This is a genomic window from Micromonospora sp. NPDC048871, from assembly GCF_043198155.1.
In the GTDB taxonomy this organism is placed as follows: Bacteria; Actinomycetota; Actinomycetes; order Mycobacteriales; family Micromonosporaceae; genus Micromonospora.
This window is the reverse complement of the sequence record NZ_JBICUM010000004.1, coordinates 102,773-114,854: the sequence shown is the minus strand read 5'-3', so window position 1 is coordinate 114,854 and position 12,082 is coordinate 102,773. Positions and strand designations below refer to the sequence as shown.

Annotated in this window: 9 protein-coding genes; 6 read left to right on the top strand and 3 right to left on the bottom strand. The window is 71.4% G+C overall.

Features of this window, described 5'->3' with window-relative positions; genetic code table 11:
- Window positions 1-74: 74 nt before the first annotated feature.
- The 6 genes from ACGFIK_RS11975 to ACGFIK_RS11950 all read left to right on the top strand — a co-directional run bounded on the left by ACGFIK_RS11975 (window position 75) and on the right by ACGFIK_RS11950 (window position 6,875).
- The gene (locus tag ACGFIK_RS11975) at window positions 75-1,592 is read left to right on the top strand and encodes a pyridoxal phosphate-dependent decarboxylase family protein (protein ID WP_393339468.1); all 1,518 of its coding nucleotides are present in this window, start codon (window positions 75-77) and stop codon (window positions 1,590-1,592) included.
- A 35-nt stretch (window positions 1,593-1,627) separates the two neighbouring features.
- A complete protein-coding gene (locus ACGFIK_RS11970) occupies window positions 1,628-2,908 on the top strand; it encodes a SidA/IucD/PvdA family monooxygenase (protein ID WP_327027122.1) in 1,281 nt (426 codons plus the stop codon).
- A complete protein-coding gene (locus tag ACGFIK_RS11965; protein WP_327026013.1) occupies window positions 2,905-3,483 on the top strand; it encodes a GNAT family N-acetyltransferase in 579 nt (192 codons plus the stop codon). The genes ACGFIK_RS11970 and ACGFIK_RS11965 overlap by 4 nt, the downstream gene beginning before the upstream one ends.
- Window positions 3,480-5,276 carry an IucA/IucC family siderophore biosynthesis protein gene (locus ACGFIK_RS11960; RefSeq protein WP_327026012.1) on the top strand — a complete coding sequence of 599 codons (1,797 nt, stop codon included), beginning with the start codon at window positions 3,480-3,482 and terminating at the stop codon, window positions 5,274-5,276. The genes ACGFIK_RS11965 and ACGFIK_RS11960 overlap by 4 nt, the downstream gene beginning before the upstream one ends.
- 88 nt (window positions 5,277-5,364) lie before the next feature.
- Window positions 5,365-5,949 (top strand): RNA polymerase sigma factor, encoded by a 585-nt coding sequence (locus tag ACGFIK_RS11955; protein WP_327026011.1) that lies wholly within the window; start codon window positions 5,365-5,367, stop codon window positions 5,947-5,949.
- Complete coding sequence (locus ACGFIK_RS11950) at window positions 5,946-6,875, top strand: CU044_5270 family protein (protein WP_327026010.1); 930 nt, start codon at window positions 5,946-5,948, stop codon at window positions 6,873-6,875. The genes ACGFIK_RS11955 and ACGFIK_RS11950 overlap by 4 nt, the downstream gene beginning before the upstream one ends.
- A 311-nt stretch (window positions 6,876-7,186) precedes the next feature.
- Here ACGFIK_RS11950 and ACGFIK_RS11945 read toward each other — a convergent pair whose 3' ends face one another.
- The 3 genes from ACGFIK_RS11945 to ACGFIK_RS11935 are packed head-to-tail and all read right to left on the bottom strand — an operon-like array spanning window position 7,187 to window position 12,004.
- Complete coding sequence (locus ACGFIK_RS11945) at window positions 7,187-8,191, bottom strand: aminoglycoside phosphotransferase family protein (RefSeq protein ID WP_327026009.1); 1,005 nt, start codon at window positions 8,189-8,191, stop codon at window positions 7,187-7,189.
- 44 nt (window positions 8,192-8,235) lie between these two features.
- Complete coding sequence (locus ACGFIK_RS11940) at window positions 8,236-10,941, bottom strand: hypothetical protein (protein ID WP_327026008.1); 2,706 nt, start codon at window positions 10,939-10,941, stop codon at window positions 8,236-8,238.
- A gap of 46 nt (window positions 10,942-10,987) precedes the next feature.
- The gene (locus ACGFIK_RS11935; RefSeq protein WP_327026007.1) at window positions 10,988-12,004 is read right to left on the bottom strand and encodes a LacI family DNA-binding transcriptional regulator; all 1,017 of its coding nucleotides are present in this window, start codon (window positions 12,002-12,004) and stop codon (window positions 10,988-10,990) included.
- Window positions 12,005-12,082: the final 78 nt, after the last annotated feature.

Here is a 12,082-nt window from a genome sequence, read left to right as displayed (position 1 = left end):
ACCCGCCGCGCGCCGCGCGGGCGGCGGGTTCCGGCTGCCCGAAAACCGAACCGCCGAGCGTGGAGGACACGTCCATGACCCTGCCGGTGCACACCGCGACACCGCCGAGCGCCGCCCGAGCCCACCTGCTGCACGAGGGCACAGTCGACGACTACCGGGCCGCGGTGAGCGCCGGTGCCGACCGGGTGGCCCGGCGGATCGCCACGGCGACCGGGCCGGTCACCGGGGTCCGGCCGGAGCAGTTGGCGCCGCTGGTGGCGGCGATCGACCTGGACCGGCCGCTGCGCGACACCACGGCCGCCCTGAACGAACTCGACGAGGTGTACCTGCGCGACGCGGTCTGGTTCCACCACCCCCGCTACCTGGCCCACCTCAACTGCCCGGTGGTCATCCCGGCCCTGCTCGGCGAGGCCGTGCTCAGCGCCGTCAACTCCTCGATGGACACCTGGGACCAGAGCGCCGGGGCCACCCTGATCGAACGGCGACTGATCGACTGGACCGCCGCCCGGATCGGTCTGGGCCCGACCGCCGACGGGGTGTTCACCAGCGGCGGCACCCAGTCCAACCTGCACGCCCTGCTGCTGGCCCGGGAGGAGGCCCTGGCCGGGGCGGGCCCGGCCGAACGGCGGATCCTCCTGCCCCACCTGCGGATCGTCACCTCGGCGGCCGGTCACTTCAGCGTGCAGAAGGCCGCCAAGCTGCTGGGCCTGGCCCCGGAGGCGGTCGTGGTGGTGCAGACCGGCCCGGACCGGCGGATGCGTCCCGGTGCCGTGGCCCACGAGATCAGCCGCTGCCGGCGGGCCGGCCTGACCGTGCTGGCGGTGGTCGCCACCGCCGGCACCACCGACTTCGGCACCATCGACCCCCTCGACGAGATCGCCGAGGTGTGCGCCACCTCCGGGGTGTGGCTGCACGTCGATGCCGCGTACGGCTGCGGATTGCTGGTCTCGCCCACCCGCCGGCACCTGCTGGACGGCATCGAACGGGCCGACTCGGTGACGGTCGACTACCACAAGTCCTTCTTCCAGCCGGTCAGCTCCAGCGCGGTGCTGGTCCGTGATCGGCGTACCCTGCGGCACGCCACCTGGCACGCCGACTACCTGAACCCGGCCCGGACGGTCAGCGAAGGCATCCCCAATCAGGTCGACAAGTCCCTGCAGACCACCCGCCGTTTCGACGCCCTCAAGCTCTGGCTGACCCTGCGGGTGATGGGCCCGGACGCCATCGGGGAACTGTTCGACGAGGTCTGCGACCGGGCCGCCCAGGCCTGGCAGGTGGCCGACGCCGACCCCCGCTTCGAGGTGCTGACCCCCTCGGCGCTGAGCACGGTGGTGTTCCGCTGGCGGCCCGCCGGCACTCCGGCGGAGTTGGCCGACGCGGCGAACCTGCACGCCCGGTCGGCGCTGGCCGCCTCCGGTCTGGCCGTGGTCGCCGGCACCCGGGTCGATGGTCGGCAGTACCTCAAGTTCACCGTGCTCAACCCGAGGACCAGCATCGACGACGTGGCGTACGTGCTCGACCTGATCGCCGAACACGCCGGCCGGTACGCCCACACAGCGTCCACTTTGGACCTTTCTTGTCCGGTGGGCTGAACATGTCGACGCCGAACCCCAGCCTGGAGGGCCGGATGGACAGCTACGACCTCATCGGGATCGGTCTGGGCCCGTACAACCTGGGCCTGGCCTGCCTGACCGCGCCGCTCGCCGAGATTGACGCGCTGTTCCTGGAGGCCCGCGACGACGTCTCCTGGCACCCCGGCATGTTGCTGGAGTCCTCCCGGTTGCAGACCCCCTTCCTGGCCGACCTGGTCACCCTGGCCGACCCCACCTCGCCGTACTCCTTCCTGGCCTACCTGAAGGAGATCGGTCGGCTCTACCCCTTCTACATCCGGGAGAGCTTCTTCCCGCTGCGCGCCGAGTACGACGCCTACTGCCGGTGGGCCGCCGCCAAGTTGCCCAACCTGCGCTTCGGTCACCAGGTCACCACCGTCGAGTACGACCCGTCCAGCGAGCAGTATCTGGTCACCGCCACGGTCGGCGGCGACACCGTCACCCACCGGGCCCGGCACCTGGTGCTCGGCACCGGCACCCCGCCGTACCTGCCGCAGGCCTGCGCCGGGTTGGACTCCGACGCGGTGCACAACTCCCGCTACCTGGAACACCGCGAGGCCCTGCGGGCCAAGGACAGCATCACCATCGTCGGCAGCGGGCAGAGCGCCGCCGAGATCTACCACGACCTGCTCTCCGACATCGGCACGTACGGCTACCAGCTGAACTGGGTGACCCGCTCACCCCGGTTCTTCCCGCTGGAATACACCAAGCTGACCCTGGAGATGACCTCACCGGACTACGTGGACTACTTCCACGCCCTGCCCGAGCAGACCCGCTACGACCTGGAGGCCGAGCAGAAGGCGCTGTTCAAGGGCATCTCCGCCGACCTGGTCAACGACATCTTCGACCTGCTCTACGCCACCAGCGTGCCCGGCCCGGTGAACACCCGACTGTTGACCAACACCGAGCTGACCGGGGTCGACCACGACCGGTCCACCGGCCGGCACACCCTGCGGCTGCGCCATGTCGAGCAGGGACGGGAGCACACCCTGGACACCGAGGGGCTGGTGCTGGCCACCGGCTACCGCTACCAGGTGCCCGCCTTCTGCGACCCGATCCGCGACCGGCTGCGCTTCGACTCCCACGGCCGTCTCGACCTGGCCCGCAACTACAGCGTCGACCACACCGGGCGGGGGATCTTCCTCCAGAACGGCGGCACCCACACCCACAGCATCACCTCACCGGATCTGGGCATGGGCCCGTACCGCAACTCCTGGATCATCCGGGAGCTGCTGGGCCGGGAGGTGTATCCGATCGAGAAGTCGATCACCTTCCAGGAGTTCGGGGTGCCGGCGTGAGCGACCTCGTGCACACCCGGATCGACCCGGTGCTGGGGGAGTTCGCCCTGCGTACCCTCGAGGTGGCCGCCGACGCCCCGCTGCTGCACCGCTGGGTGACCCACCCCAAGGCGGGGTTCTGGCTGATGCAGGACGCCGACCTGGCCGCGGTCGTTGAGGAGTACGAGCGGATCGCCGCCCACCCGCACCACGAGGCCTTCCTGGGGCTGTGGCGGGGCGAGCCGGCCTTCCTCGCCGAACGGTACGACCCGGCCCAGGTCGAGTTGGTCGGGCTCTACCAGGCCCAGCCCGGTGACGTGGGCATGCACTTCCTCTGCGCCCCCGCCGAGACCCCGGTGCACGGCTTCACCCGGGCCGTGATCACCACGGTGATGTCCTGGCTGTTCGCCGACCCCACCACCATCCGGGTGGTGGTCGAGCCGGACCTCCGCAACACCCCCGTGCACGCACTCAACGCGGCCGTCGGCTTCGAGGTGATCGGGCCGATCGCCAAGCCGGAGAAGCAGGCCCTGCTGAGCATCTGCACCCGCGAGCGGTTCCTAGCCGCCACCCGTAGCCAAGGAGCAACCCTGTGACCACCACCGACCCGGTCGCCCACCTGCGTCCGCAGACCTGGGAGCGGGCCAACCGGCTGCTGGTGCGCAAGGCCCTGGCCGAGTTCGCCCACGAGCGGCTGATCACCCCCGAACCGCAGGACCCGGCCGCCGCAGGCCGCCGGTGGTACGCGGTGACCAGCGACTGCGGCACCGTCCGCTACCGGTTCGCCGCCCGGCTGCGCACCCTGGAGCACTGGGACATCGACCCGGACAGCATCACCCGGCACCGCGACGGGGAACTCCACCCCCTCGACGCGGTCGACCTCTGCCTGGAGCTGCGTACCTCCCTGGGGCTCAGCGACCGGATCCTGCCGGTCTACCTGGAGGAGATCAACTCCACCCTGGCCGGTAGCGCCTACAAGCTGGACCGGGCCCTGCCGGGGGCGGCGAAACTGATCGAGGCCGACTTCCAGACCATCGAGACCTCGATGACGGAGGGACATCCCTGCTTCGTGGCCAACAACGGCCGCCTCGGCTTCGGGGTCGACGAATACCACCGTTACGCCCCGGAGGCCGCCCGGCCGGTACGCCTGATCTGGCTGGCCGCCCACCGCGACCACGCCACCTTCACCAGCGCCGCCGACCTGGACTACGACACCCTGCTCCGCACCGAACTGGGCGAGGCGACCCTGGCCCGGTTCGCCGAGACCATGGCCGCCCTCGGCCTGGACCTGGCCGACTACCTGCTCATTCCGGTGCACCCCTGGCAGTGGTGGAACAAGCTGTCGGTCACCTTCGCCGGCGAGGTGGCCCGCCGCCGCCTGGTGCACCTCGGCGAGAGCGACGACGACTACCTGGCCCAGCAGTCCATCCGCACCTTCTTCAACCTCAGCGCCCCCCACCGGCACTACGTCAAGACCGCGCTGTCCGTGCTGAACATGGGCTTCATGCGGGGCCTGTCGGCGGCGTACATGGAGGCTACCCCGGCCATCAACGACTGGCTGGCCGACCTGATCGCCGCCGACGAGGTGTTCCAGACCACCGGCCTGACGATCCTGCGGGAGCGGGCCGCGGTCGGCTACCGCCACCGGCAGTACGAGGCCGCCACCGACCGCTACTCGCCGTACCGCAAGATGCTGGCCGCGCTGTGGCGGGAGAGCCCGGTGCCGGGGCTGGCCGACGGAGAGCGACTGGCCACCATGGCCTCCCTGCTGCACCTCGACGCCGAGGGCCGGTCCTTCGCCGCCGAACTGATCACCGCCTCCGGGCTGGCACCGGCGCAATGGCTACGCCGCTACCTGCACGCCTACCTGACCCCCCTGCTGCACGCCTTCTACGCCTACGACCTGGCCTTCATGCCGCACGGCGAGAACGTCATCCTGGTGCTGCGCGACCACGCCGTACAGCGGGTGATCTTCAAGGACATCGCCGAGGAGATCGTGGTGATGAGCACCGAGGCGACTTTGCCCCCGGCGGTCGAACGGATCCGGGCCGAGGTGCCGGAGGAGATGAAGCTGCTGTCGATCTTCACCGACGTCTTCGACTGCTTCCTCCGGTTCCTCGGCGCCACCCTGGCCGACCAGGGCATCGCCGACGAGGAGACCTTCTGGCGTACGGTCGCCGACTGCGCCACCGACTACGCCGCCCGGGTACCCCACCTGGCCGACCGGCTGGCCCGCTACGACCTGTTCGCCCCCGAGTTCGCCCTGTCCTGCCTCAACCGGCTGCAACTGCGCGACAACCAGCAGATGGTCGACCTGGCCGACCCCTCGGCCGCCCTGCAACTCGTCGGCGCTTTGGCCAACCCACTGGCCCAGCACACACCTTCCTGACTCACCACCGACGCTCACCTGTCCGTGTCCGCCGATGGAACATGTCCGCAGACATGGAACCCGTCGGCGGCCACGGACAGGTACAGGTGTGACAGCACAGTTGCGGCGTCGGATCCGAGCCGGTGACACCGACGCCTTTGGTGAACTCTTCGACGAGCATGCCGACGCGATCCATCGGCATGCGGTGTGGAGCGAGGGCGACCCGGTGCTCGCCGAGGACGTGGTGTCGCTGACCTTCCTCGAGGCGTGGCGGATCCGGGAGTCTCTTCATCCGGACGGGGAGAGCCTGCGGCCGTGGCTGCTCGGCATCGCCACCAACGTGCTGCGTAACCGGCGGCGGGCGGCGCGCCGGCACCGGGCGGCGCTACGGCGGGTGCCGGTACGCGACACGGTGCCGGACTTCGCCGACGACGTGGTCGGCCGGATGCACGACGCCGACCAGCTCGCCGCCGCCGTGGCGGCCCTGCGGGCCCTGCGCCGGGCGGACCGGGAGGTGTTCCTGATGTGCGTCTGGTCGCAGCTGGACTACGCGGCAGCAGCCGAAGCCCTGGGGGTTCCTGTCGGGACCGTGCGTTCGCGGCTGTCCCGGGCCCGAACCCGGCTGCGGGCGCTGGCCCAGCAGGAACTGGACCGTCCGCGAGGCACCCCCGTCGAGCAGGGAGAATACCGATGAGCGAGCCGACTGCTCCGCACGTGCCGGCGATGGCCACCGCGCGTCGGCAGGCCCTGCGCCGGCACCTGATGAACGAGATCACCCGGTCGGCCCGGCGGCCGAAGCGTACGCCGGTGCTCGTGGGCGCGACGGGCGCGCTTGCCGCGGTGATCGCGGTGATCGCGGCCGCGACGATCGTGCTGCCCGGGGTGCCGGAAAGCGCGCCACTGGTCGTGCCGGTGCAACAGGCGGAACCGGCGGCCGCGACGACATTGCTGAACGCGATGGCCGCCGCCGTCGTCGAGAATCCGGAGCCGGGCGACGGGAGGTACGTCTACATCAGGAGCCTGGGTGCCCACGCCGAACTGGGTGGCGGTCCGGCCCGGCTGCGACCGGTACGCGAGCGGGAGATCTGGATCCCCCGATACGAGCCGGGCGATGGTCTGCTCCGACAGCCGTTCGTCGAACTGCCGGTCATCGGCGTGATCCCCGAGCGAGTGACGTTGACGGACATGATGCCGAACGCGACGGTCGTCGATATGCCCGGCGACCCGGATGAACTGCTGGCCAAGCTCTACCGGGAACGTGCCTCGCGGGGCCACGGCAACAGCCGCGACGGCGCGGCGTTCACCGCGATCGGTGACATCCTGCGTGAATCGCTGGTACCGCCACAGACCAGCGCCGCTCTCTACCGGGCAGCAGCCCGGATTCCCGGGGTCGAGTTGATCCGTCAGGTGACCGACGCGGCGGGCCGGCGGGGGACCGCCGTCGCGTACACCGAACTGGACCGGCGTGACGAGTGGATCTTCGATGAGCGAACCTATGCGTACCTCGGCTCGCGTAGCTACCTCGTGGCGGACACTGCCGATGGGCCGGCCGGCACCGTGCTGGCCACCACTGCGGTGCTGCAACGTGCCGTGGTGCCGAGGCTCGGGCAGCGCCCGTGACGCCAGCACCGCCGCGGCGTACTCAGCTGGCGGCTGAGTCGTCGTCGCGCCCCGGGGGCAGGTGGTACAGGTTGGGCCCTGTCGAGCTGAGAGCGTGAACGGATCGCGCGGCGGGCGGCAGCGGGCTATGAACAACAGCTCCGATTGCACCATGGGTCCTATCGGTCTTGCGATAGCACCGACGAATCAGCTCGACAGTGCCCGAAGTGGGTACCCGGCGGCCGGCTGCGCCCGACCGGCGGCCCGCGCCTCACCGGGCGTCCATGACACGGATTCGAGTAGCGCGCGGTCCGGGCACACGGTGAACGGCGTCAGGGGCGGCTCAGGTCCGTCAGGTCTCGGTCGAGGAGTTCGGCGAGCAGGGTGTGGCGGCCGGGGTCGTTGTCCACGGTGATGCCCCGGCTGGGCATCTCCACGGTCATCAGCAGGTGCAGGTGCATCCGGTACAACGCCAACCGGCGGCGTGCGCCGTCGTCGAAGACCAGCGGGGTGCCGGTGGTGTCGGCGTAGCCGCGCAGGAACGGATGCTCCGGCTCGTCCTCGGCGCGCCGTAACTGCAGGGGGGAGACCAGGTCCAGCATCGGGTCGCCGTAGAGGAACCGTTCGCCGTCGACCAGCCCGCACATCCGGTACGCCCCGTGCTCGTCGGGGGCGGCCAGCACGTTGCCGTCCCAGCCGTCGTAGTGCAGCAGGGCGGGTCGGCGCACCTGGTCGAGCAGGTCGGCGTGCCGGGCCAGCAGCTCGCGGAACCGCTGCGGCGGGGCGGGAAGGGTCACCTCCCAGTCCGCGGCGTCGGCCAGCAGATCCTCGATGATCGCCGAGAAGGCCGTCGACCAGGTCTCGCCGCCGGTGCGGCCGTCGTCGTAGCCGAACCGGTCGCCGGTGATCCGGTGCAGGGTGGCCATCGCGGCCCCGAAGTCGTAGCGTGCGCCCTCGTCGGCACCCTCCAGGTCCGGCAGGGCCCGGCCGGGCAGTCGGCCGGTGACCAGCCATTCGCCGAGGCGGGGGTCCTGACCGTGGTGCAGCACCGGGGGCACCGGCACCTGCGGGGCCCGGGCGGCGACCAGCCGGAAGTAGCGAGCCTCCGCGGCGAGCATCCCGGCCTCGTAGCGCAGCAGCGGCACCTGCGGCGGCGGCCCGATCTTCAGGACGACCTGCGCGCCGTCGTCCAGGCGTACCCACCAGACCGTGGCGAAGCCACCGCCGGTCAGCGGCCCGCAGTCGGCCACCTGACGCGCGCCGGAGAAGGAGGCCGCGATGTAGTCGGCCACCTCGGTGGGGGTGAGGAGCTGCTGGGTGGGGCTCAGCGGCGACATCGGCACAGGATAGGTGCCGATGCCGCCGCCGCGCCGCCCCGCGCTCAGTCGTCGGTCACCACGCCGGTCAGCACCGGTGGCAGCACCGGCCCGTCCGGTTCCTGGTCGAAGTGCAGCTCGATCCACTCCTGCGGCTCGGTGAGCGAGTCGGTGATCGTCGGTACGCTGATCTCACCGACCAGGGCCTCCGGGGCCAGCCGCAGGTATGGCAATAGCCAGGTCTGGGACAGCGGCCGTTCGGGTTCCACCGGCTCGTACGACTGCTCGGCGAACCAGTCCGGGTCCACGTCCAGGGTGGACAGCTCCGGTCCGGCGGTCGGCGGCTGGAGCCAGGCGTTCGCGGACAGGCCCTGTTCGGTGGGCGCGGAGGCGGTGAAGCGCCAGGTCAGGGTCTCACCCTCGGTGACCCGCAGATCGGCGGACTCCACCGTGATGATGGGGACCGGATCGTCGTTGAGGATGTCCAGGCCACCGATGTAGCTGCCGACCACCATGCCCCGCTGCGCCTTGGCGGTCAGCAGGTACCGCTCGGTGTAGTTCCACAGCCGGTCCCCGACCACTTCGGCGGGCACCCGGATGCTGCGCTGACCGGGCCGCACGGTGGCCAGCCAGGACCGGTCCTCGGCGTCCGGGACGGACAGATTCAGCCGTACGGTGGCACTGCCGCTTCCCGTGATGGTCACCGGGATCTCGTACGTCTTCGTGCCGGAGTCGCCCTCGTCGACCTCAAGGGTGCCGATGTCCAGCCGGGGCAGGCGGAAGGCACGCGGGTCGGGTGTGCCCGGTTTCCAGCCCCACGCGTCGAGCAGCCATGCCTGCCCGAACGCGGTACGTGGAGTGATCTCGATGGCGGCCAGCCGTGCCGGTGCCCCCTGCAGTGGCACCCGTACCTCCTGCGCCCAGTAGGAGGTGGTGTTCTGGGTGCCGGGCAGGCCGTCGACCCGTACCTCGCCCAGCCGGCTGCGTCGGCCGTCGGTCCCGACGACGGTCACGTCCAGCCGGGTGCCGGTCGTGTTCGGTGGGATGATGATCCGCATCGCCAGGTCACGGGCACCGGTGACCGAAACCGGGCGGGACGGGGCCAGCCGGATCGCTATGCCGGGCCGGGACCAGGCCAGCTCGGCTGCGTACCGGTCAGGCTCGGGAATGGTCCAGAGGAACGGCGTGAAGTGCGCCAGGAGGGCGTTGCGGTCGTTCAGGCCGAGGCAGGACCGATCCGCGTCGTCGGTGACCTGGTCGCAGATCCGGGCCCCACCCGACAGCTGTGTCGACGCGTCCGGGGTGAGCACCGGCGTGCGGTTGCCGCCGAGGGCGTGACCGAGCACCCGGGCCGGGTCGGCCGAGGGCGCCCGCTGGCCGCTGCCGTCGAGCAGCGGCCGGACCCGGTCGTCGCCGCCGACGAAGAGCCGTGCGGCGGCGGCGATGTAGGTGGCGCCGACGGTCTGCTGCTGGGCGGCGGTGAGCCGGGTGGGAGCGCCCGGTGAACAGACCGGGTCCGGACCGTCGTCAGAGGTGTAGAAGTCGTCCCAGGACGGTGCCGCCGACTGCCCGGGCGTCCATTCGGTGTTGAAGTAGTTGTGGTTGACGCCGATCACGTACAGCGCGCTGCGCAGTGCGCGGCTGGGACTGAGCCCGCGCGTGGCGTCGACGAACATCTGGCCCTGCTGGTCGTAGACGTCACCGTCGCAGCCGGGCAGGAGGGTCACCGAGGGGACCTGCGGCACCGGGTTGTGTCCGAAGAGGGTGGGACCGATCAGCAACATGCCGCGTACGGTCCAGCGCACCCGGCCGGGATAGCCGTCCTGCGCACTCGGGGGTGGGGTCAGCGAGTCCATCGCCGCCCGGCTGACCCCCTCACCGCCTCGGGAGTGACCCATCAGGAATACCCGGGATAGGTCTGCCCGGGGTGCGGCCCGCACGATCTCCGGCGCCCCGGCGCGGCCGGTCCCGGCCCAGTCGGCCCACTTCGCCAGGTGCAGTCGCACGAGCGAGGAGCGGGCCTGCGCGCCCCCGTCGCCGGCGGCCCAGTCCTGACCGTTGATCCCGTTGGCCGAGATGGACACGGTCACGTAGCCCTGCGAGGCGAGCAGCCGCTGCGCCTGGAGGTAGCCCCGGTGGCTGGGGATCGGATCGGAGCCGGACGGACAGGGCCACTGCTGGGGCACCTCCTCCTCACCCCGGTAGCAGACGGTGTGCCGGCCGTGCAGGAACAGGGCCAGCGGCCGGGCTCCGGTGGTGCCCTGTGGGGCGACCACCACCGCCCGCATCTCGACCTTCTCCGGGAACCCCGGCAGGGTGACCCCGGGCAGGTCGTACTCCCCGGTGATCTGCCGGTACGGTCCGGGCCGGCCGGGATCGACCGGGCCGGCGGGCTGCGGGGCCGGAATGGTGGGGACCGGCGCCGACCGGCGGGCGCTATCCCGCGCGGAATCCACATCGATCCGCCGGCCGCCGGCCCGCACCGCCAGCTCCTCCGGCTTCACCGGCGCGTCCAGCGGCAGGCTGAAGGTCCGACCGTCCGGGTGCGGACGCGCCGGGCCCAGCCGCTGATCCCCGGAGAAGAACTCGACCCTGGCGTCGCCCATCGGTACCGGCTTCGTCGAGCGCCAGGTCAGCTCGCCGTCGACCAGGGACCAGCCCGCCGAGGCGGGCCGGGGATCGGAGCGCTCCGGTGGATCAGCCGCCGCCGGACCGGTGGCCCCGGCTACCAGCACCACCGCACAGGTGGCGGAAATCAGGAGTCTACGCATACGGATATGTCTATCCCATTGGTGCAAATCTCCTGTTCCGCACACCTCAGCCCGGTGGCGGCCCGGAGCTGTCCCGGCGGATCAGTTCGGCGGCCAGGGACTCCACCCGGGGTGCGGCGGAGCCGCCGTCCAGGGCCAGGGCCATCGCCCGGGCCCCCATCTCCACCAGCGGCAGCCGGATGGTGGTCAGGGCCGGGGTGACATCGCGGGCCATCGGCATGTCGTCGAAGCCGAACACGCTGACCTGGCCGGGCACCGCGATGGACCGGGACCGCAGCACCGACAGGGCGCCGATGGCCATCGAGTCGTTCAGCGCCGCGATCGCGGTCAGCGCGGGCTCGGCGTCCAGCAGGGCGGCCGTGGCCTCCGCACCGCTGTCCCGGTCGAAGTCGGCGTACCGGACGAGCTGCTCCGGTAGTTGTCGGCCGTGTTCGGCCAGCGCCTGGCGCAGCCCGGTCAGCCGGTCCGTGGTGGTGGTCAGCACCCGGGGGCCGGCCACCACCCCGATCCGCCGGTGGCCGAGGCGGCAGATCTCCTGCCCGAGCAGCCGGGCGCCGTCGCGGTTGTCCGGCATCACCGCGTCACCGGAGTGTTCGTGGCGGCCGATCACCGCTACCCGGCCCCCGGTGGCCTCGTACGCGGCCAGCTTGCCGTTCAGCAGGGTCGTGAACTCGGGATCGTGGTAGCCGGAGCCGGCCAGGATGATGGCGGCCACCTGCTGTCCGCGCAGCAGCTCGACGTACTCCAGCTCCCGCTCCGGGTCCCGGTAGCTGTTGCAGATCATCAGCAGCCGCCCCTGGTCGGTGGCGACCCGTTGCAGCCCTCGGGTGATCTCGGAGAAGTACGGATCGGAGACGTCGTGCACGATGACCCCGACGGCGCCCCGGTGGGAGCGGGCCAGCAATTGGGCGTGGGCGTTGGGCACGTACTGCAACTCGGCGACGGCCTGCAGGACCCGTTCGCGCAGCTCGTCGGTGACCGGCTTGCTGCTGCCGTTGATCACTCGGGAAGCCGTGGCGGGGGACACTCCCGCCCGCCGCGCCACATCGGACAGCGTCGCCACCGGCGTCCCCTCCCGTGTCGCGTCGGCCGTGCCTGCGACGGCCAGCGTCACCGTACCGCAGGGGGTGTCGCGGGCCGT

Coding starts and splice junctions, on each gene's coding strand:
- ACGFIK_RS11975 (WP_393339468.1), top strand. CDS start 75: ATGACCCTGCCGGTGCACACCGCGACACCGCCGAGCGCCGCCCGAGCC.
- ACGFIK_RS11970 (WP_327027122.1), top strand. CDS start 1,628: ATGGACAGCTACGACCTCATCGGGATCGGTCTGGGCCCGTACAACCTG.
- ACGFIK_RS11950 (WP_327026010.1), top strand. CDS start 5,946: ATGAGCGAGCCGACTGCTCCGCACGTGCCGGCGATGGCCACCGCGCGT.
- ACGFIK_RS11945 (WP_327026009.1), bottom strand. CDS start 8,191: ATGTCGCCGCTGAGCCCCACCCAGCAGCTCCTCACCCCCACCGAGGTG.
- ACGFIK_RS11940 (WP_327026008.1), bottom strand. CDS start 10,941: ATGCGTAGACTCCTGATTTCCGCCACCTGTGCGGTGGTGCTGGTAGCC.